General features: G+C 65.7%; 16 protein-coding genes. 8 read left to right on the plus strand and 8 right to left on the minus strand.

Annotation, left to right across the window (positions count from 1 at the left end):
• Window positions 1-80 precede the first annotated feature (80 nt).
• The 3 genes from dxs to Q6A47_RS19180 all read right to left on the minus strand — a co-directional run bounded on the left by dxs (window position 81) and on the right by Q6A47_RS19180 (window position 3,207).
• Window positions 81-1,976, minus strand: coding sequence for a 1-deoxy-D-xylulose-5-phosphate synthase (dxs, locus tag Q6A47_RS19170; RefSeq protein ID WP_304485081.1), 1,896 nt, complete (start codon window positions 1,974-1,976; stop codon window positions 81-83).
• 104 nt (window positions 1,977-2,080) lie between these two features.
• Window positions 2,081-2,968 carry a (2E,6E)-farnesyl diphosphate synthase gene (ispA, locus tag Q6A47_RS19175; RefSeq protein ID WP_304485082.1) on the minus strand — a complete coding sequence of 296 codons (888 nt, stop codon included), beginning with the start codon at window positions 2,966-2,968 and terminating at the stop codon, window positions 2,081-2,083.
• Entirely contained in the window at window positions 2,965-3,207 is a 243-nt protein-coding gene (locus Q6A47_RS19180) for an exodeoxyribonuclease VII small subunit (RefSeq protein WP_029614518.1), read from the minus strand. The genes ispA and Q6A47_RS19180 overlap by 4 nt, the downstream gene beginning before the upstream one ends.
• Before the next feature lie 336 nt (window positions 3,208-3,543).
• On the opposite strand from Q6A47_RS19180, the gene Q6A47_RS19185 reads away from it, so the two are divergent.
• The 5 genes from Q6A47_RS19185 to Q6A47_RS19205 all read left to right on the plus strand — a co-directional run bounded on the left by Q6A47_RS19185 (window position 3,544) and on the right by Q6A47_RS19205 (window position 10,074).
• The gene (locus Q6A47_RS19185) at window positions 3,544-4,947 is read left to right on the plus strand and encodes an MBOAT family O-acyltransferase (protein ID WP_304485083.1); all 1,404 of its coding nucleotides are present in this window, start codon (window positions 3,544-3,546) and stop codon (window positions 4,945-4,947) included.
• Window positions 4,934-6,037: an SGNH/GDSL hydrolase family protein gene (locus tag Q6A47_RS19190; RefSeq protein ID WP_304485084.1), complete on the plus strand. Its 1,104-nt coding sequence runs from the start codon at window positions 4,934-4,936 to the stop codon at window positions 6,035-6,037. The genes Q6A47_RS19185 and Q6A47_RS19190 overlap by 14 nt, the downstream gene beginning before the upstream one ends.
• Window position 6,038: 1 nt before the next feature.
• On the plus strand, window positions 6,039-7,235 hold the full coding sequence (locus tag Q6A47_RS19195) for an SGNH/GDSL hydrolase family protein (protein WP_295488697.1): 1,197 nt from the start codon (window positions 6,039-6,041) through the stop codon (window positions 7,233-7,235).
• Between the two features lie 127 nt (window positions 7,236-7,362).
• Window positions 7,363-8,346 (plus strand): zeta toxin family protein, encoded by a 984-nt coding sequence (locus tag Q6A47_RS19200; protein WP_029614520.1) that lies wholly within the window; start codon window positions 7,363-7,365, stop codon window positions 8,344-8,346.
• 291 nt (window positions 8,347-8,637) lie between these two features.
• A complete protein-coding gene (locus tag Q6A47_RS19205; RefSeq protein WP_304485085.1) occupies window positions 8,638-10,074 on the plus strand; it encodes a hypothetical protein in 1,437 nt (478 codons plus the stop codon).
• A 77-nt stretch (window positions 10,075-10,151) separates the two neighbouring features.
• Here Q6A47_RS19205 and rtcR read toward each other — a convergent pair whose 3' ends face one another.
• Window positions 10,152-11,747 carry an RNA repair transcriptional activator RtcR gene (rtcR, locus tag Q6A47_RS19210; RefSeq protein WP_304485086.1) on the minus strand — a complete coding sequence of 532 codons (1,596 nt, stop codon included), beginning with the start codon at window positions 11,745-11,747 and terminating at the stop codon, window positions 10,152-10,154.
• Between the two features lie 579 nt (window positions 11,748-12,326).
• On the opposite strand from rtcR, the gene Q6A47_RS19215 reads away from it, so the two are divergent.
• From Q6A47_RS19215 to Q6A47_RS19225, 3 genes are read left to right on the plus strand one after another with little or no spacing between them, the layout of a single operon-like run.
• A complete protein-coding gene (locus tag Q6A47_RS19215; protein WP_304485087.1) occupies window positions 12,327-13,457 on the plus strand; it encodes a slipin family protein in 1,131 nt (376 codons plus the stop codon).
• Between the two features lie 21 nt (window positions 13,458-13,478).
• Complete coding sequence (locus Q6A47_RS19220) at window positions 13,479-14,684, plus strand: RtcB family protein (RefSeq protein ID WP_304485088.1); 1,206 nt, start codon at window positions 13,479-13,481, stop codon at window positions 14,682-14,684.
• Window positions 14,685-14,723: 39 nt separating this feature from the next.
• A complete protein-coding gene (locus Q6A47_RS19225) occupies window positions 14,724-15,527 on the plus strand; it encodes a nucleotidyltransferase domain-containing protein (RefSeq protein WP_304485089.1) in 804 nt (267 codons plus the stop codon).
• On the opposite strand, the gene Q6A47_RS19230 is transcribed toward Q6A47_RS19225, so the two are convergent.
• The 4 genes from Q6A47_RS19230 to Q6A47_RS19245 all read right to left on the minus strand — a co-directional run bounded on the left by Q6A47_RS19230 (window position 15,524) and on the right by Q6A47_RS19245 (window position 20,828).
• A complete protein-coding gene (locus Q6A47_RS19230) occupies window positions 15,524-16,417 on the minus strand; it encodes an alpha/beta hydrolase (RefSeq protein WP_304485090.1) in 894 nt (297 codons plus the stop codon). The genes Q6A47_RS19225 and Q6A47_RS19230 overlap by 4 nt on opposite strands.
• Before the next feature lie 61 nt (window positions 16,418-16,478).
• Window positions 16,479-18,716: a TonB-dependent siderophore receptor gene (locus Q6A47_RS19235; RefSeq protein ID WP_304485091.1), complete on the minus strand. Its 2,238-nt coding sequence runs from the start codon at window positions 18,714-18,716 to the stop codon at window positions 16,479-16,481.
• An 82-nt stretch (window positions 18,717-18,798) separates the two neighbouring features.
• Window positions 18,799-20,136, minus strand: a complete 1,338-nt coding sequence (locus Q6A47_RS19240; RefSeq protein ID WP_304485092.1) for a HAMP domain-containing sensor histidine kinase — start codon at window positions 20,134-20,136, stop codon at window positions 18,799-18,801.
• Window positions 20,136-20,828, minus strand: coding sequence for a response regulator transcription factor (locus Q6A47_RS19245; protein WP_304485093.1), 693 nt, complete (start codon window positions 20,826-20,828; stop codon window positions 20,136-20,138). Before Q6A47_RS19245 ends, Q6A47_RS19240 begins: the two co-directional genes overlap by 1 nt.
• Window positions 20,829-21,122: the final 294 nt, after the last annotated feature.

Raw genomic sequence — 21,122 nt, forward strand, 5'->3', positions numbered from 1 at the left:
CAATTGCGCTTGAGCCTGCTGCGCAGTGGCAGCGGGCTCAAACGCGATGAAAACACCGCAGGTGAGGGGCGCGGCGGCGTTCAGAGACCGAGCTGGGTGAGTCGTGCCGTGATCGACGCTTCGATGCCGGTGGCGTCCAGGCCACATTCGGCGAGCATCTGCTCCGGCTTGGCGTGTTCCACGTAGTGGTCTGGCAGGCCCAGGTGCAACAGCGGCATGACCACCGCCTCGCGTGCCAGGTACTCGCTGACCGCCGAACCGGCGCCGCCCATGATGGCGTTTTCCTCGAGGGTGACCAGCAGTTCGTGGCTGCCGGCCATTTGCCGCACCAGGGCCTCGTCCAGTGGCTTGACGAAGCGCATGTCCACCACCGTGGCGTCGAGACGCTCCGCCACCTGCAAGGCCTCGGCCAGTTGCACGCCGAACACCAGCAGCGCCACCTTCGCGCCTTGACGGCGAATCACGCCCTTGCCGATTTCCAGCGGCGCCAGGTCGCCGTCGATCGGCGCGTTGGGGCCGGTGCCGCGCGGGTAGCGTACCGCGGCCGGGCCTTTGTACAGGTGGCCGGTGCTGAGCATCTTGCGCAGCTCGTTCTCGTCGCTTGGCGTCATCACCAGCATGCCGGGGATGCAGCGCAGGTAAGAGAGGTCGAAGCTGCCGGCGTGGGTCGGACCGTCCTCGCCCACCAGGCCAGCGCGGTCGATGGCGAACAGCACGTCCAGGTCCTGCACTGCCACGTCGTGAATGAGCTGGTCGTAGGCGCGCTGCAAGAAGGTGGAGTAGATCGCCACCACCGGTTTGGCGCCTTCGCAGGCCATGCCGGCCGCGAAGGTCACCGCGTGTTGCTCGGCGATGGCCACGTCGAAGTAACGTTCTGGGAAGCGTTCGCTGAAGGCGACCAGGTCGGAGCCTTCCTTCATGGCGGGGGTAATGCCCACCAGGCGGTTGTCGGCAGCGGCCATGTCGCACAACCACTGGCCGAACACGGCGGAATACTTCGGTCCGCTGGGTTTCTTCGGCGCGGCGGGGCGGTTGGTCGGCTCCAGCTTGGTGATGGCGTGGTAGCCGATCGGATCGACTTCGGCAGGCGCGAAGCCCTTGCCCTTCTTGGTCACCACGTGCAGGAACTGCGGGCCCTTGAGGTCGCGCATGTTGCGCAGGGTGGCGATCAGCGTGGGCAGGTCATGGCCGTCGATCGGGCCGATGTAGTTCCAGCCCAGCTCCTCGAACAGGGTGCCGGGCACCAGCATGCCCTTGGCGTATTCCTCGGTGCGACGGGCGATTTCCCAAGCGCCCGGCAGGCGCGACAGCACCTTCTTGCTGCCCTCGCGCATGCTCGCGTAGGTGCGGCTGGAGAGGATCTTGGCCAGGTAGTTGGACAGCCCGCCGACATTGCGCGAAATCGACATGTCGTTGTCGTTGAGGATGACCAGCATGTCGGCATCCACTTCCTGGGCGTGGTTCAACGCCTCGAAGGCCATGCCGGCGGTGAGCGCGCCATCACCGATCACGGCAATGGACTTGCGCGCACTGTGCTGCAGGCGGGCGGCGATGGCCATGCCCAGCGCCGCGCTGATCGAGGTGCTGGAGTGGCCGACGCCAAAGGTGTCGTACTCGCTTTCGCTGCGACGCGGGAAGGCGGCGATGCCGTCCTTCTGGCGCAGGCTGAGCATGCGCTCGCGGCGTCCGGTGAGGATCTTGTGCGGGTACGCCTGGTGGCCCACGTCCCACACCAGACGGTCGTCGGGCGTGTCGAAGACGTAGTGCAGGGCGATGGTCAGTTCGATGACGCCCAGGCCGGCACCGAAATGCCCGCCGGTCTGCCCCACGGTATAGAGCAGCTCCTGGCGCAGTTCGTCGGCCAGGCTCTCCAGGTCGGCTTCGGCCAGCCTGCGCAGGCCGGCGGGCGTGTCGGCGCGGTCCAGCAAAGGCGTGACCGGGCGTTCGCGGGGAATCTCTTGAAACGTCGTGGGCATCAGGCGAGTCGTTATAGGTTTGAAGACGCGGCAGTTTACCCCATTGGAGGAAAAGCTGCCCATTCAGACGGGGGGAGCGGGGGCCGTGCAGCAGCCCCGCACATTCAGTGGCGGCGTTCGACGATGTAGCGCGCCAGGTCCCGCAATGGCTCGGCGTTTTCGCCGAACCCTTCAAGTGCGACCAGCGCCTGGTCGCGCAGTTCGATTGCGTACGCCTTGGCCGCCTGCAGGCCCAGCAGCGCCGGGTAGGTCGGTTTGTCGCGGGCGATGTCGGCGCCCTGGCGTTTGCCCAGGGTCGCGGTATCGCTTTCCACGTCGAGGATGTCGTCCTGCACCTGGAACGCCAGGCCAACCGCGCGCGCATAACCTTGCAGCGCCTGCAACTGCGCAGGCTCGGCGCGGCCACTGGCCAGGGCGCCGAGGCGCACGCTGGCTTCGATCAGCGCGCCGGTCTTGTGCCGGTGCATGAATTCCAGGGCGGGCTGGTCGAGTTTGATGCCGACCGAGCCGAGGTCGATGGCCTGGCCGCCGACCATGCCGGCCGGCCCCGCAGCCAGGGCCAGGGCCTGCACCATGGCCAGGCGGATGGCATCGGGCTGCGGGCTCAGGCGATCGTCGAGCAGGGCGCTGAAGGCCAGGCTCTGCAGGCCGTCGCCGGCGAGGATGGCACAGGCTTCGTCGAAGGCCTTGTGGGTGGTCGGCTGGCCGCGGCGCAGGTCATCGTCATCCATGGCCGGCAGGTCGTCGTGCACCAGCGAGTAGGCGTGGATCAGCTCCACCGCACAGGCCGCGCCGTTGGCACGCTCGGCCTCGACACCGAAGGCTTCGCAGGCGGCGTAGGCGAGCAGCGGACGCACACGCTTGCCTCCGTTCATCACGCTGTAGCGCATGGCCGCGTAAAGACGCTCGAGTTCCTTGGACGGCGCCACGAACAGCGGTTCGAGGGCGGCGTCGACGCGCGCCTGGCTCTGGGCCTGGTAGCGCGCGATCATGCCTCCGGTTCCGCGTCGAAGGGCTGGGCGGCCAGCTCGCCGTCGCGCTCGAGGAGGATCTGCACCTTCTGCTCGGCCTGGGACAGGGCGCCCTGGCAGTCGCGGGTCAGGGCGATGCCCTGCTCGAACGCTGCCAGCGACTCTTCCAGCGACAGCTCGCCGGTCTCCAGGCGCTCGACCAAGGCTTGCAGGTCGGCGAGGGATTGTTCGAAATCGATGGAGGTCTTCTTGCGGGCCATGGCGGCTGTCTCGGTGGCGGTTTCAACGGCGCGACACTAGCAGAGCGACGCGGAGCGAGCAAATGGCGGCCGGGAATCTGACGCAGGGTGTTTGACGCATTTTGTTGCATTTGGCCCGGAACATTCTTATTGCATTTTCAGGATCAGTCGGATTGAGCACCCATTTACCCTCTGCCATAATCCTGCCCGCTCTGATCTTGGGATGTTCTTCACTCAATGCCTTCGGGTCTGCCAAGCAGCCCTGAGTGACTCGCATCATGCACCGCTCCGAGCCTCAACGGCGCTTAATCGGGCGTTTCTCCCTCAAGCCTTCAAGGTCACGTAACGGATTACAGTGTGAGCTTCCTTTCGATCGAATTCGGCCTGAGCTTCACGCTCTTCTTCGTCCTCTACTGGTGTCTGTGCTGGAGCGTGCGGCTGCAGAACCTGCTGTTGCTGGTGGCCAGCTATGCCCTGGTGGCCAGCTTCAGCCTGGAGTCGCTGTACGTCCTGCTCGGCTATAGCGGGGCGGTGTATCTGCTCGGCTTGCTGGCGGCGCGCCAGCCGGGACGCTGGTTCAATGGCGCGCTGCTGCTCACCCTGGTGCTGGGCTGCTTTTACCTGTTCAAGTACCAGGAGTTTTTCGCCAGCGGCGTGCAGAGCGCCTTCGCCAGCGCCGGGCTCGACCTGTCGCTGCCGGTGCTCGAATTGCTGGTGCCCATCGGCCTGTCGTTCTACGCCTTTCATTCGGTCAGCTACCTGGTGTCGATCAACCGCGGCGAAATGGGCTCGGCTGCGCCACTGGACCTGGCCCTGTACCTGGCCTTTTTCCCCAGCCTGATCGCCGGCCCGGTCAACCGCGCCGAGCACCTGCTGCCGCAGATCCGCCCCACCACCCTGCGCGAGGTACTCGAACCCCAACGCGCGCTCGGGCTGATTGCCCTGGCCGTGGTCAAGCTGTTCCTGCTCAGCGGCTGGCTGGGCAGCCAGTGGGTCGATCCGGTGTTCGAGACGCCCGGCAGCCACACCCCCGAGCAGGTGCTGCTCGCCGTCTATGGCTACAGCTTGCTGATCTACTTCAACTTCAGCGGCTATACCCACCTGGTCACCGGTATCGCCTTGCTGCTGGGCTTCCGGCTGCCGGACAACTTCAATGCACCCTATGCCGCGCGTAACCTCAAGGCGTTCTGGGGGCGCTGGCACATCAGCCTGTCACGCTTCATCCGCGACTACATCTACATTCCCCTGGGCGGCAATCGCCAAGGCGTATGGCGCGGCAATCTGAACATGCTGCTGGCCATGCTGATCTCCGGCCTATGGCATGGCGCCAGCCTGAACTTCATCCTGTGGGGGGCGCTACACGGCGTTGGCCTGGCGGTGTACAAGCTGTTCGAACAGTGGTGCCCCGGCTTCGCCCGCGTGCCGGGCTCCGATCTGCTGGCGCGCCTGCTGACCTTCCACTATGTCGCCTTCGCCTGGATTTTCTTCCGCAGCCCGACGCTGGAGGGCGCCTGGGAAATGCTCGGTGACATCGGCCAGATAAGTTTGGCCGGACTCGACTCCAGCACCGGCGTGCTACTGCTGGCCTGCGTGCTGTACATCGCCACGTACCCGCTGTGGCTGACAACCCTGCGCCAGGGCTTCGCCGCCAGCCAGCGCCTGCCCTGGCAGGTGTATCCCTTGCCGCTGGCGCTGTTCGTGTCGCTGGTCATCTTCGCTTCGCAGTCAGGCGTGCCGGGGTTCATCTATGCCAGTTTCTGACAGCCGCCTGTTCCAGGTGCAGATCGGCGCCTTGCGCACGCTGTATGCCCTGCTGGTGACCACCGTTGTGCTGTTCTGGTTGAACCAGGATTCGATCGGCCTGTATTGCCAGCAGAAGTACCATCGCAGTTGCGAATTGCCGCTGCTGGGGCAGTCGTCCACCTGGCGCCTCGGTGCCGGCCTGACGGCGGCGCTGGAGCATGGTCGCGACAGCTTCCTCGACAGCCTGCGTGGGCAGATCGCGTTGGCCGAAGCGCCGCCGCTGGTGGACTTGCCGCCCGCGTTGCCGGTGGTCACCGTCGACGTGCAGACGCCTGCCGCCGTGCACCCGCCGGTGCCCGCAGCGGTGCCTGTCCATGAGCCCGCCGCACCGGTAACGCCGACGCCTGCAGTGCCGCCCGCCGATGCGCCGATGCCTGCCAAGGGAGCCATGGCCACCCTCGCCGCTGGCGACGAAGTGTTCCTGGTGGGTGACTCGCTGATGCAGGGTGTCGCCCCTCATCTGGCCAACAGCCTGCGCAAGCGTTACCAGATCAACACCATCAACCTCAGTCGGCAGAGCACCGGCCTGGCTTACCCCGGATTCTTCGACTGGCCGCGCACCGTGGCCGACACCTTGGCCGGCGATCCGAAGATCCGTCTGATGGTGGTGTTCCTCGGTCCCAACGATCCCTGGGATATGCCCCAAGGCAAGGGCAGACCCTTCCTGCGCTTCAAGTCGCCGGACTGGGAGTCGGCCTATCGCGCGCGCATCGACGCCATTCTCGAACGCGCGCGCGAGCACAACGTCCAAGTGATCTGGGTCGGCCCGCCGAACATGGAGAAAGCGCGGCTGTCGACGGCCATGCAGTACCTCAGCGGGCTGTATCAGGAACGCACCGCGCAGTTCGGCCAGCACTACATTTCGGCCAATCCGATTCTCGGCTATGACGACGATCAGTTCTCGTATACGGTGCAAACGCCGGAGGGCAAGCGGGTCAAGGTCCGGGTCGACGACGGCATTCATTTCACCATCACGGGCCAGAAGATGATCGCCGCACAGGTGCTGTCGTTGATCGACTTCCCGGTCCTGACCGCAACAGGACATTGAGATGCGCCAATGGCATCACCTGCTGGGCGTGGCGCTGATCGTCAGCGCTTTGCCGGCTTGCAGCACCGGCGCCAGCGCGCCGCCCCAGGCCACCGCCAAAGCGCCCGTACGCGCCAGCGTTGCCGCCCGCGACGACGGCAACCTGGCGCTGCTGGCCGGCAAGTTCCGGACGGCGGGGCGCACGCCGATCTCCATCGTGCAATTGGGCGACTCGCACACGGCTGCCGACCTGTTCAGCGGCGAGCTGCGCAAGCTGCTGCAGGCGCGCTATGGCGACGGCGGCATCGGCCTGGTGCCGGCTTCGCCGGTGCCGGGCATTCGCAGCGACCGGGTGATCATCACCAGCGAGCGACGCCAGTGGGAACTGGTGTCGGCGCGCAATCAGCAGAGCGAGCGCTTCCCCCTCGGCGGCTATCTGTCGACGCCGCTGGCCGAACGGGCGGCGGTGAACATCCAGGCGCGCGATCCCGACGCGCAGCGCTACCGGATCTCCGCGCTGTATCAAGCCAGCCGCAGCGCCACGCTGGTTGCCAACGGTAGCCAACGGCGCATGCTGCCGGCCAGCAATGGCCAGTGGCGCTTGAGCCCGGCGTTCGTCAACCTTGGATTGCCGGTGAAGTTGAGTGTCGAGGGTGCCAAGGGGGTAGCGCTGGGCGGTTGGTACATCCAGGGGCAGAAGAACGCCGGGGTGACGTATTCGTCGCTGGGCATCAACGGTGCGCGGTTGGAGGTGGTGGACAAGTGGCAGGCCGGCTGGCAGGACACGCTCAAGGCGTTGCGCCCGGACTTGGTGATCCTGGCCTATGGCACCAACGAAGCGTTCGACGACACGCTTGACCTCCAGGCGTACCAGGCGCACCTCGAGGCCACGCTCAGCCAACTGCGCCAGCAGATGCCCAAGGCGGCGATCCTGTTGGTCGGCCCACCGGACTCGATCAAGCAGCGCCGCGCGGCCAGTTGCGCGGCGCGTCAGCCGCAGCCGCTGGCCGGTGTGGTGCGTATCCAGCGCCAGGCGGCGCAGAAGTACAAGGCACTGTTCTGGGACTGGCAGGCCGAGATGGGTGGGCCGTGCTCGATCGCCGCCTGGCAGGCCAGCGGCCTGGGGCGGCCCGACCTGGTGCACCTGACGGCCGATGGTTATCGCAAGAGCGCGGCACTGCTGTATGCGTTTCTCAAGGCCCAGTTGAAACTGCAGTGAGCCCATGCTCTGCACCCAGTCCAGCGAAGACTGGGTGCGGGGTTTATCTACCGCGCCCGCCGGTAGCACCTGATGGACAGTTCAGCGGCCGACCCGATCACGGGTCATTCGCCTGGAGAACGTCCTCATGTCCCATCCTTATCCCTACACCGAAGCCGAGTTGCAGGCCGTGTTCGAGGCCATCAGCGCCACCTTGTTCGACAAGACCCGCGATGTGGGCAGTGACGGTCAGCCCGAGCCAAAGCTGCTCATCGTCGCGGGTGCACAGGGCTCAGGCAAAACCTACCTGCTGGAAAACCACCTGTTGCCCGGCAACGCCTACGACAACTACGTACGCCTCTATGTGCCGGCGTACCGCGCCCTGCATCCACGCTATGAGCAGATGCGCGCGTTGAGCGGGCTGGAAGTCTACGCGCAGACCGAGCCGTTCATCTGGGCATTGGGCAACAAGCTGTTCAGCTACGCCTTCCAGAACCGCTACAACATCATCATGGAGAGCGCGCTGGACAGCGCCGACTTCGCCAGCTTCCCCGCGACCGCTGTGGCGCTCGGCTATCGCTTCGAGGTGCACCTGATCGCTTGCCAGAAGGAGTTCAGTCACTGGGCCACGCTGCACCGTGGCGTGAAGGCGGTGGCAAAGGACGAATTCGAGCGTTTCGTGCCGCTGAGCAAAATCGAGACCTCCCAGGGCAATGCCCGCGCGATCCTCGATGCGTTCGAGAATGCCTGCACCCAGGCGCCCGGCTCGGAAATCACCTTGTATCACCGAGGGTTCGAAACCGGCATGGAAAGCCAGGCGCTGTGCCATAGCCGCTGCGAGGCGCCCGCCGCTTTGACGCCGCAGCCTGACTTCAAGGGCCAGCCGTTCGTGACAGCGCCGCAGCTCAATCCGCACTTCCAGATCATCCGCAGCGAACAGGCCAACTTCCCCTGTTCCTACGTGCAGTACTCGCAGGTGGTGCATGCCGGGATGGTCGATGCGCCCGCTCGTCAGCAGATGGTGCAGCACTGCTGCCAGACGCTGGAAAAGGCCCAGGCACTGATGCCGGCGATTCCGCAGTCGGTGTTCCGGGAGCTGAGTGTGTACGTGCTCAAGTACGCCTATGCGTGAAGGGCCTTGGCGCTGTGGGCTCAGTGAAGTCGTCGTGAAACAGTCGTCGTGAAACAGTCGTCGTGAAACAGTCATGCCAACGATCAGGCACTGCGCTGGGGAGCAGGTCTGATCGAATGGCTATTGCGTGATATCACCAATTCGGCTATTGATGGCTCTTTGATATCAATTGCGGAGCGCTACCCACTCAAACCTCTCCATTTCGGCTCTCGTTGCCGTCCGGCACATCCTTATTTCCAGCTCTGATAACTACCGTCCACTCTCGCTCTCCCCAGGGATCCAGGAGTCATGATGCAAGACGCAAAAGCGCTCGATCACGTTATCAATGTCGGTTTTATCTTCGGTATCGCCCAGGTCTACCCCGACGCGCCGCCAGACTACGCCAGGCGACACATGCTGCAGTATCTCGCCCATCACGGTACGCATGACATGGACGAGGCCACGTTGGGCAAGATGATTGCGCCGATGTCGGCGATCCCCGTGGCGTCACCCGACGCTTTGCCCTCCCTGCGTGATTCTGTACTGCGCCAACATGCTGCGCGCACGGCGTGCGTCATGCAGTCGATACAGCGTGAAACGCCGCTACTCGAGGGCGAAGTGCTGCAGGACGAAACGTTCACCTACTTGAACAAACCCTTCAACGGTGCACGTCCTCGATCTGTCGTGCTGCTGCGCACCACCAACTTCGGCCGATTGGTTTATCTGTTCAAGGAAGTGGCGGTGGATCAGGACGGACGCCTGCTTTTCCTCGGGGCGATGCCCAAGGTGCTGTCCGACACGGCCGATACTGAACTGTTCCTGGACAACCCTGAGGAGGTGCTGGCGACCATCGGCTCCAAGCTTGCGGGTAGCTTGCTGTCTTCGCTCGGTGGGGCGATCGCCAAGTCGTTGTTCGAGTCGGTATTCCCGCCAGGGGTGCCCAGTTACTTCGACAAAGTCTACGTAGAGATGAAGCGGATCGTCGGCCAAGAGCTGCAGCAGAGCTTGATCGACAGCGTCGACGGTGCCATCAAGAACATCCAGCAGCACTTGGAGTACGAATACCTGCCGGCCAAGGCCGCTCGGGACCTGACCGTACTGGAAGACCGCAAGCACCTGTTCACCTTGCTGCAGAAATATGAGTCGACCTTCCTGTCCGGGCCGAACGGCATGCTGGGAACCCTGATGAGCGACAAGTACGCGAAACTGGGCTTCAGCGTGTTTCTGATCGCGGCGAGCCTACAGTTGGCCCTGTTCCAGGAGATGGCCGTAGTCGATCCCGGCAATCTGGGGCGCGACGGCGTAGCGCGTGATCCACTGCTGTCCAGCTACGGCCGCCCCGACGACGGAACTGTGGCCAAGGCTGCATTGAAGTACGCCGATTTCGCCGAGAAACTCTGGCCGAAGATCATCGCCGACCGAAGGGCGAAAGTGCATCAGCACGAGCAGACCCTTTGTGCCCTGGGCGATACCAGCGGCGGCAGTTGCCGCAACTTCGTCTGGTATGTGGATGATCTGGAGGTCGGTGAGGTCCCGCTGCCAGCGAGTTGGAAGACCAAGGTCATGGAATGTCGTCAGGCCGGCCGCGACAAAGAGGGGAATAACCCGAACAAGGACCTGTTGCTGCAGCATTTCGAGGCATACAAGACGCTCAAGGAGTCCGAGTTGCGCAACTCGCTGGGTGTTCCCGAGGTCATCGTGAGCACCTGGCGACAGCTGGCGAAAACGCCGCTCAAGCTCCCGTCCTGATGCCCAGTCGCTCGCTCACGTCATGCGTGGGCGAGCGTGCCGCGGGTCGCTCCAGGTTGACCGCTTCTGCAACGCCTTCACCTCTCGCCCTTCACCTGCTGCCACGCCAACCCAAACCGCGCCAGGTACTTGCGCAGGCGATCGGCGTCGTTGGGGTTGGCCTTCTCTTGCCGCGACACGGCAAACAGCTCGCGTCCGGCCTCGGACACGCTGGCCGAGCGCCGACACACGTCGATCACGGCGCGTAGCTGTACCCGATCGAACAGGTCGAGTTCGCGCCCGGCCAGCAGCGTATCGTCCTCGGTCTGGCCATCCAGCCCCCAGGCGTGACGCAATCGCTCGATTTCCTCGCTGACCAAGGCTTCATCGATGCGCCCGCTGTCGGCCAGGGTGGCCATGCGCGTGATCGAAGCCGACAGCTCGCGGAAGTTGCCGGCCCAGCGCGCTTCGCTGGCATGGGCGAAGGCCAGGTAACGGCGTTTGGCTTGCAGGTTGAAGCGCACCTGGCGACCTTGCTCGCGGGCGTGGCGTTGCAGTTCGAAGTCCAGGTTGGGCTCGATGTCTTCGCGGCGCTGGGCCAGGCCCGGCAGGGCGAAGGTCCACAGGTTGATGCGGGCGAACAAATCTTCGCGGAACGAGCCGTCGGCGACTCTGGCGCGCAGGTCGCGGTGGGTGCCGGCGATGAGCTGGAAATCGCTCTGCACTTCGCGGTCCGCGCCCAGCGGGAAGAAGCGTTTTTCCTCGATGGCCTTGAGCAGCATGGCCTGCTCGTCGGCGCCCAGTTCACCGATCTCGTCGAGGAACAGCATGCCGCCATCGGCTGCGCGCAAAAGGCCTTCGCGGGCGTTTTGCGCGCCGGTGAAGGCGCCCTTGGCATGGCCGAACAGGGCGGACATGGCGCCGTCGCCGCGCAGGGTCGCGCAGTTCACTTCGATAAATCGTCCTTCGAGCTGATGGCGACCGCGCTTGAGTTCGTGAATGCGCCGGGCCAGGAATGACTTGCCGGCGCCGGTCGGCCCCACCAGCAGCACCGGCGCCTGCGAGCGCAGGGCGACCCGTTCGATCTGCTCGATGGTGCGGTTGAAGGCCGCGTTGCGCGTGGCGATGCCGGACTTGAGCAGCGACTGACCCTGGGCTTGCTCGCGTTGGAAGCGCGAGGCGATCTGGTCGTAACGCGACAGATCAAGGTCGATCAGGGTGGCCGTGCCGGCGGGGTCGCTGGCTTCGTCGCGCTGGCGCGAGGGCGCCGTTTGCACCAGGCGCGCCGGCAGGTAGCGCGCCTCGGTCAGCAGGAACCAGCAGATCTGCGCGACGTGGGTGCCCGTGGTGATGTGCACCAGGTAGTCCTCGCGTTCGGTGTCGAAGCGGTAGTCGCTGGCGAAGTCGTGCAGGGCGCCGTAGACCTCCTCGAAGTCCCAGGGGTTACGCAGGATGAGCGGGTGCAGGCGCACTTCGGTGGCGGGCGAAACCTGCTGCACGTCGGCGCGAATGCGCTCGGCCAGGCCGAGATCACGGGCGCTCGGGCCATGGATCAGCTCCAGGCGGTCCAGCGGCAGGTCGGGTTGGCGGCACAGGCCGATGGTGGGGCGCCAGCGGTTCCAGCGCGCGGCGCCTTTGCCGTTACGGTCGAGGGTGGAGCCGAGAAAGCCGATGGCGACGCGTGACTTGTTCACGGTTTTATCCAAAAAGATAAGTGACGATCCAAGCGTATATTAAATTTCAGCTTCCGATCACCCGTGGAAAATTTGGACAAACCAGATAATGAAAATAAATTCTTATAAATCAATGAGATAAATTTTTATACGCTGTGTCGCTGGAAAGCTGGCACAGCATTCGCAATCACCTCTCTGACCGCATCGCCAGGCAGGCCCTCGGGCAAGGGGTTACCACCCCGCCGGTGCACGTACCCACTCCGGTGTCGGTGTCGTGCATGCCGCCGCTGCAACGACCGGTCGTTCTCGTGCAGACCCGTGAAACGGCTGCGCGAACGCTCGCCGGGGAGACCCGGCACTACCCTCCGAAGGTAGCTATGACGCAACACCCGCTGGTGCGGTGCAGGGCCAGGAAGGCCCCTCGTCGGCAAGCATTGCCGGCACCACCGCCGATTCACCCGGCCTGCTGGCCGGACCCGGCGCAACGACGGCCGCCGCTGGAGCCTGGCTCCCGGCCCCAGAACTGCGCCGGGTTCCGCCCCCAGTGCCCGGTGAGTCGGCACCACCGGCACCCTGCACATGAATGAGAGGAACAGAACAATGAAATGGATGAAACGCTTTATCGTGAAAAAGAACGAACGCGGCCTGCTGCTCGACGAGGGCGATTTCCAGGCGATCCTGGAGCCTGGGCTGTACCCGCGTTTCGACTGGCACGACCGGCTGGCGGTGCAGACCTTCAACCTCAACACCCCGCTGTTCGACCATCCCCTGGCCGGCTACCTGCGCCAGCACCAGCCACAACTGGTCGAGCATTACTTCGAGCGCATGGACCTGGGCGAGCACGAACTGGGCCTGCGCCTGGAGGATGGCAAGCTGATGGAACTGCTCGGCCCGGACAGCCGCCGCCTGTACTGGAAAGGCCAGGCCCAGCACACGCTGGAGCGCATCGACCTGACCCAGGGCCGCCGCGTGCCACCCGCCTTGCTGGCGCGGCTGAACCGGCCGGGGTTGGCTGGGCTCGAGCATGTACTGCTGGTCACCGTGCCAGCGTTCCATGTGGGTGTGCTGAAGATCGACGGTGCCGTGGTCGACCTCCTGCAGGCCGGTCAATACGGCTTCTGGCGCTGCGGTAGCCAGGTCGCCGTGGAGATCGTCGATACCCGAGTGCAGGCGCTGGAAGTCAACGGTCAGGAAATCCTCACCCGCGACAAGGTGAGCCTGCGCCTGAACCTGGTCGCCAACTGGCGCTACAGCGATGTGCTGATGGCCCATGCACGCTTCAGCAAACCGGTGGAGCACCTGTACCGTGAGCTGCAACTGGGCCTGCGTGCGGCAGTCGGCACGCGCACCCTGGACGAGTTGCTCGACGACAAGCAGTACATCGACGCGCGCATCGGCGAGCACTTGCAGGCGCTGCTGCCGGACAGCGGCCTGGAGGTCAGCACCCTCGGTGTGCGCGACATCATCCTGCCGGGTGAGATGAAGACCCTGCTGGCGCAGGTGGTGGAGGCGGAGAAGGCGGCCCAGGCCAACGTGATCCGGCGCCGCGAGGAAACCCAGGCGACGCGCTCGCTGCTCAACACCGCCAAGGTGATGGAAGGCAGCCCGACGGCGTTGCGCCTGAAGGAACTGGAAACCTTGGAGCGGGTGGCCGAACGTATCGACCGGATCTCCGTGTTCGGTGGTCTGGATCACGTATTGAATGGATTGGTCAGCCTCAAGACCGGCTGAGCGACGACAAGGAACACGACGATGAATCTGTTGGAAGTGGCCGGCCGCAAGCCGATCAAACTGTGGACCGACGGCGTGCCGGTGGATGACGCCGCGCGCCAGCAACTGATGAACACGGCGCGCCTGCCGTTCATCTTCAAGCACCTGGCGGTGATGCCCGACGTGCACGTGGGCAAGGGTTCGACCATCGGCAGTGTGATCCCCACCGTCGGGGCGATCATCCCGGCGGCGGTGGGTGTCGATATCGGCTGCGGCATGATCGCGGCGCGCACGTCGCTGCACGCCCGCGACCTGCCGGACAACCTGCACGGCCTGCGCAGCGCCATCGAGAAAGCGGTGCCCCATGGCAAGACGCACGGGCGTCGCGACCAAGGGGCGTGGGGCGATGTGCCCAGCCAGGCCGACCAGGCATGGAGCGCGCTGGCGGGGCGCTTCAAGGCGATCACCGACAAGTACCCTCAGTTGGAGAAGACCAATAACCGCCAGCACCTGGGTACCCTGGGCGGCGGCAACCATTTCGTCGAGGTGTGCCTGGACGAAGCCGACCGGGTCTGGTTCATGCTGCACAGCGGCTCGCGCGGGGTGGGCAATGCCATCGGCAGCCTGTTCATCGAGCGCGCCCAGGCCGACATGCGTCAGCACCTGGCCAACTTGCCGGATCGCAACCTAGCGTATTTCGAGGAAGGCAGTCGGTATTTCGCCGACTACGTCGAGGCGGTGGGGTGGGCTCAGGACTTCGCCCGGCACAACCGCGAGCTGATGATGCGCGCCACCGTGGCAGCGACCCGCAGTGTGCTGGGCAGGCCCTTCGAGGCCAGCCTGGAGGCGATCAACTGCCATCACAACTACGTGCAGCGTGAGCAGCATTTCGGCCAGGAGGTGCTGGTGACGCGCAAGGGGGCGGTGTCGGCGCGCCAGGGCGAGCTGGGCATCATTCCCGGCTCCATGGGCGCCAAGAGTTTCATCGTCCGGGGCCTGGGCAATGCCGAGTCGTTCTGCTCGTGCAGCCACGGCGCGGGTCGGGTGCTGAGCCGGACCCAGGCCAAGCAGCGTTTCACCGTCGACGACCAGCGTCGCGCCACCGCCCATGTGGAGTGCCGCAAGGATGCGGCGGTGATCGACGAAATCCCGATGGCCTACAAGGACATCGATGCGGTCATGAACGCCCAGCGCGAGCTGGTCGAAGTGTTGCACACCCTGCGTCAGGTGGTGTGCGTGAAAGGTTGAGAGGAGCGCCGGCGAGGCGCTCAAGCGAGGAGAGTCACTATGTACGAGCACGATCCCCATCCCCTGTCCGACGCCATGCGTGCGCGGGTGCTCGAAGAACTTCAGCGCATCGAACGCGAGCATGACGTCACGGTGTTGTACGCCTGCGAATCCGGCAGTCGCGCCTGGGGCTTCGCCTCGCCGGACAGCGACTACGATGTGCGATTCATCTACGTTCACCGCGCCGAGTGGTACTTGCGGGTGGACGAGCCGCGCGACGTCATCGAGCGGCCGCTCAGCGATGAGCTGGACGTCAGCGGCTGGGAACTGCGCAAGGCGCTGCGCCTGCTGCGCGGGGCCAACCCGAGCCTGCTCGAATGGCTGGGTTCGCCCTTGGTGTACCGCGCCGATGCGCAGGCGCGCGAGCAACTGACGGCGCTGGGCCAGGCGTTCTATTCGCCGCGTGCGGTGCGCCATCATTATCTGTCGATGGCGCGCAAGAACCTGCGCGGCTACTTGCTGGGCGACACGGTGCGGCTGAAGAAGTACCTGTACGTGATCCGCCCACTGCTGGCGGTGCGCTGGATCGACCGCGGGCTTGGCATGCCGCCGACGGCCTTCACCACGCTGTTCGACCGCAAGGTCGAGGAGCCGCCACTGCGCGAGGCGATCGAGCGCCTGCTGGTGCGCAAGCGCCGGGCCGGCGAAGCGCAGGTGGGGCCGCGCGACGACGTGCTGCATCAGTTCATCGAGTCCGAGCTGATGCGCGCCGAGGCGGTCGAGGTGGAGCGCGGCGAACGTGGTGACAGCGCCGCGCTGGACCGCTTCCTGCGCGAGACCGTCTGGCGCTGCCAGGGCGGCTAGGGGGGCGGGTCGTTGGCCAGTGTTTCCAGCACCGCCGCCAGTGACGCCGGTAGCATCGGCCCGTGCCCCAGGCCCTCGAAGCGCCGGTAGCTCACCTGCAATGCCTGAATCGGCGCCAGCGTGGTGCGCAGTTGCTGCAGCGCGTTTTCGCTGTCGCTGCCCAGCGGCGCACGTGGGTTGGCCGGCTCCTCGCTGCCGCGCATCAGCAGCAGGCGGGGGCGATGGTCCTTGAGGCGCTCGGCCAGTCCGTCGGCTTCGCTGAGGATGACGCCATTACGCCACCACAGTGACGGGCTGGCGGCGGCGTAGTCGCTGAACATCCCCGGGCGAGTGAACAGCGCGTGCAGCACCGCCAGACCACCATAGGAGTGTCCCCATAAGGTCTGGTGCCGCGCATCCAGCGCGAGCTGCGCTGCCAGCAGCGGACGCATGCGCTGCTCCAAAAGATCGAGAAAGGCATCGGCGCCGCCACTGGGCTGACCACTCAGCGGGTCGCGCTGCTCGGCAAGACCCGGCACCTGCGGCGTGTAGTCGAAGGTGCGGGCGCTGCGCTCGATGCGCTGCTCGCTCTGGTAGCCGATGGCGACCAGCACCGGCGCCTGTCCATCGGCCAGTCGGCGCAGGGCCGGGGCCTGCAAGGCGCTGAAAGCCGCATTGCCATCGAGCATCCACAGCACCGGGTAACCGGCGGGCGGCGCCGGGCGCTCGGGCTTGCCGATCCACAGGCGGTAGTGACGCTGGCCATCTGCCGAGTCCAGGTCGAGGGTCGTGAAACGATAGGGCAGGTCGTGGCGTTGCAGCAGGTGAGTGTCGATCGTCTGTTCGGGCGCGGGTTGCGCAAGTGCGGCCAGCGGCAGCAGCAGGGCCAGGGCGCAGAAAAACGTGTTCATCAGGCGGTCTCGTCAGGTCGTCCATGGGGGCCGCGCCGGGGCGGCGGCGCGGCGACCGGCCTCAGAACGAGGCAGTGAGGCTGGTGTACAGGGTGCGGCCGGGTTCGTTGTAAGTGGCGGCCCCGGCGCCGTCGATGTTGTTCACACCCTGGGCGTTGCCGGCGCGGAACAGGCGTTTGTCGAACAGGTTGTCGATGCCGGCGGTCAGGCTCAGGTGCTTCGTGATCGCGTAGGTGCCGCTGGCGCCGACCAGCGCATAGGGCGCCACCTGGTCGTTGGACGAGCCGGTCACGCGGTCGCCGTGGTAGTCGAATTTCTTCGGCTTCTGCTTACCGTACCAGGCCACGCTCAGTTGCATCGACAGGTCGTCGCTGGCCTGCCAGTCGAGCATCGAATTGAGGGTGTAGGCCGGGGTCACCGAGAGGGTGTCGCCGGTTTCCTTGTTCTTCGACTGGAGCATGTAGGTGAAGTTGTTGGTCCACTTCAACTGCTCGGTCAGCGGCAGGGTCAGCGTGCCTTCCAGGCCCTCGACCAGCGCCTTGGGAATGTTCTCCCACTGGTAGATCGCGGCATTGGCGTAGCTGCCGGTGCCGCCGCTGGCGCTGCCGATACGACCCAGGCCGGAATCGATCTTGTTCTTGTAGTCGTTGCGGAAGTAGGTGATGCCGGCCACCAGGCCGTCGCGCTGGAATTCGATGCCCAGTTCCTTGTTGACGCTGGTTTCGGGCTCGAGCTTGTCGTTGCCTTGCAGGTAGCAACTGGTGCTCTGGCCGTAGCAACCCTGGCCACGGCTGTAGAGCAGGTAGTCGGGGTTGAGCTGGTACAGGTTCGGCGCTTTGTAGGCGCGGGCGATGCCAGCCTTGAGCGTCAGTTCATCGGTGAGCGCGTGGGACAGGTTCAGCGACGGGCTCCAGTTGTCGCCAACCACGCTGTGATGGTCCAGGCGCAGGGCCGGGGTGAGCATCGTGCCCGGTTGCAACTCGATGTTGTCCTCGGCGAACAGCGAGAAGATCTGCGCCTGCGAAGTGGTGCTGCGGCCGCTGCTGGCCAGGCCCGCGACGCTGCCGCCTTCACTGGTGCTCTGGGTGTTGGAGCTGGGGTCGTCGAGCTTCTGCTGGCTCCATTCGCTGCCCAGGGTCAGGGTCTGGTCGCGCCAGGCGTGCAGCGGCAGATTCAGCTCGCCGTGGGCGGTGAGGTCGCGCAAGGTCGAGGTGGACCTGTCGGCGTTGCTGAAAATGCCTTCGGTGCCGCCGGCCAACCCTTCGTTGATGCGGCTGTTGCGGGTCTTGGCATATTGCAGATAGGCCATGCTGGTGCCGAAGTCCCAGTCGCCGCGATGGGTGAGGGCGTAGTTTTCGCGGTACATCAGGTTGGTTTCGTGGCCGAGCAGGCGCTTGACCGTGGCATTGGAGTTGGTGTTCTGGGTGTCGCCGCTGTAGATATTGCCCTGGCGGCTGAAGCCGGCTTCCAGGTCCAGCGTCTGCCGAGGGTCGAGTTTCCAGCTCAGCAGGCCATTGACGTCCTTGTTGCGCACGCCTTCCCGACCGGCAGGCAGGGTGCCGACCTGGTTGCCGCTGCGCGTGGACTGGTGGCCTTCGTTGATGTCCCAGTCGTCGGCATCGGTCTTGGCCACGTTGCCGTACACCCGGTAGCTGAGGGCGTCGGTCAGCGGGCCGTTGAGGCCGAAACTGACGCGCTTGCTGGCGCCTTCCTCGCCGTGCTGCGGGAAGTTCTGATACACGGTCATGTTGCCGTGGGTCTGCTCGCCCGGCTGCTTGGTGATGATGTTGATGACCCCGCCCATGGCACCGGAGCCGTAGCGCGCAGCGGCCGGGCCGCGAATCACCTCGATGCGCTCGACCTGGTCGGCCGGCACCCAGTTGCTGTCGCCACGGGTGTCGCGCTCGCCGCGCCAGCCATAGCGCACGGCGTTGCGGCTGGCCACCGGCTTGCCATCGACCAGGATCAGGGTGTTTTCCGGACCCATGCCACGGATGTCGATCTGGCGGTTGTTGCCGCGTTGGCCGCTGGTGGAGTTACCGGTGAGGTTGACGCCGGGCATGGTGCGGATGATCTGCGACAGGTCATTGGCCGGCGGGCGTTTCTTCAGGTCCTCGGCGGTGATCACCGAGACCCCCGGCGCCTGCTTGGTTTCCTCCAGCGCGGTGGCGACGACGGTCTGGGTCTCCAGTTCGATCGGTTCGCTTCCCCCAGGCGGTGTGGCGGCGTGCACCGCACTGGCCAGCAGGTAACTGGAGAGCAGCAGGAAAGGGGCGGGACTGAGCGAGCGGGGCGACATTGGGATCTCCGGCACGGCGGGCTGAATTCAAGAGATCACAGATGGTAATTACTCCTATTTGAGAGTAAAGCGCATTAACTTTCTAAACACTTGTCGCGGCCGGCAGCCGCAGATGCTGGACCAACCCTGGGTGGCCGTTGCTGGCCCACAACGTACCGCCCTGCAGTTCGACGGCACTGCGCGCGATGGCCAGGCCCAGGCCGAAGCCGCTGCCGCTGTCGGGCAGGCGCTGGTAGGGCTGGAAGATGCGTTTCAGCGCGTCGTCCGGCACCCCGCTGCCCTGGTCACGCAGGCACAGGTGCCAGTGTTCGCCCTCGCGCCAGCCGTCGAGGCACACCCGGCCGCCCAGCGGTGAGTGGCGGATGGCGTTGCGCAGCAGGTTTTCCAAGGCCTGGGCCAGGCTGTCCAGGTGCGCCTGTACCACGCAGTCAGGCCCCAGCGTGCAGGGCAGGCGCTCGGCCGCCCAGCCGCTTTCGAAGCAGGCGTCCTGCACCAGCGCCTCCCACACCGACAGCACCTGCAGCGGCGCGGTCGGCACCTGTGGCCGCTCGGTGTCCATCCAGGCCAGATCGAGGGTGTCCTCCAGCAGTTTCTGCATGTCGTCCACTTCCCGCGTCAGGCGCTGGCGCAGTTGCTCGGGGGGCAGTGGGCTGTCATGGGCGATCCGCAGGCGCGCCAGCGGGGTGCGCAGTTCATGGGACAGGGTGCGCAGCAGCAGGCGCTGCTGATCGAGGCTGCGGCGCAGGCGCAGGGCCAGGTGCTCGAAGGCCTGTGCCAGTTCGCCCAGCTCGTCGTGGCGGGTGTGCAGGGCCAGACCGGGGCTGTCCAGGTTGTCCGCGCGCAGGGCGTCGGCGCGGTCGCGCAGGCGGTTGAGCGGCACCACCAGGTGCCGGTACAGCAGCAGGCCGAGCAGCAGTGCCAGCAGCGCAGGCGCCACGCCATGGGTGATGACGTGGGTCCAGGGCGTCAGGCCGGTGGGCAGCAGGTGCTCGGGCAACTGGATGACCAGACGACCGTCCTGCGGCCGCGTGGGAAAAGCGATGCTGACGTAGGGCAGCTCGTCTTGCAGGCGCCGACTCATGGGCCAGTCAAGCTTGCGCATGAAGGTCAGGCGACTGGCTTCTTCGGCACTAAGCGGCGTGCTGCCCAGGCTTTGCAGGCGCGGGCCGACGATAGCGACCCAGGTATCTTCGCGGCGTTGCAGCGCGCGCCGGTACTGCTCCACGCCCTGGGCGCCATCGCGTTGCCAGGCCTGCTCGGCCTGTTCGGCGAAGTGCGCCAGGTAGTCACGTTCGGCTGGGGCGAGAAAGTAGGTGCTGCGCTCCACTGACAGGCCCCAGGTCCATAGAAGCCAGGTCAGCAGCAGGCAGAAGCACACCTGCAGCAGCGCCAGTTTCCACAGCAGCGGATGGCGGCGCATCAGGCGTGGACCGTGTCGATCAGCACGTAGCCCTGGCCGCGCACGGCCTGGATCTGCAAATGCCCGGCACCGATGGCTGCCAGTTTGCGGCGCAGGTTGCACACGTGCACGTCCAGGCCGCGATCCAGGCGCATGTAGGGGCGGTGCAGCACGCTCTGGTACAGAAACGGTTTGCTCAGCGCCTCGCCTGCATGCGCCTTGAGGGTGCTCAGCAGGCGAAACTCCGAGCCGGTCAGCCCGGCCCGCAGGCCGTGGTGAGTGACATCCTGGTCGAGCGGATCGAAGCACAGCGCGCCTTCGGTGAACGCGACAGGTGGGTGTCGGTCGAGGGCCACGCGGCGCAGCAGGGCGTCGACCCGCGCATCCAGTTCGGCGAGGCTGAACGGCTTGGGCAGGTAATCGTCGGCGCCACGGGTGAAGCCGCTGATGCGGTCCTGCTCGGCGCCCAGGGCCGACATCAGCATCACCGGCACGGCCTGGCCACGACGCAGTTCGTCGAGCAGGCTCAGGCCGTCGATGCCGGGCAGCAGGATGTCCAGCAGGATCAGGTCGTACCGACCCGAGGCCAGCGCCTTCAGTGCCTCGGTGCCATTGGCACAGGCCTGCACGCTGAACTGGCGGCGCTGGAAATGCTGCTGCAGGTCGTGGCGCAGGTGGGGGTCGTCTTCGGCGAGCAGGAGCTGGACGGGCACGAGGGTCAGCCTTGGATGGGAATCAGATGCAGTTGCGAATGATCCCACTTGAGGGGTGCCAGGGCAATGGCCGAGTGATGGCAGGTTGTCGTGCCCCAGGACGCAGTTCAGGCCCCTGGGGGAGCCAACTGTCTTTCACCGAGCACCGATCAGCGGTCTTGCTCAACTTCCGGAGGGCTGCACGATCTCGTGGGAGCGGGGGGGGGGGGGGGGGGGGGGGGGGGGGGGGGGGGGGGGGGGGGGGGGGGGGGGGGGGGGGGGGGGGGGGGGGGGGGGGGGGGGGGGGGGGGGGGG

Source organism: Pseudomonas boreofloridensis, from assembly GCF_030580795.1.
Classification (GTDB): domain Bacteria; phylum Pseudomonadota; class Gammaproteobacteria; order Pseudomonadales; family Pseudomonadaceae; genus Aquipseudomonas; species Aquipseudomonas boreofloridensis.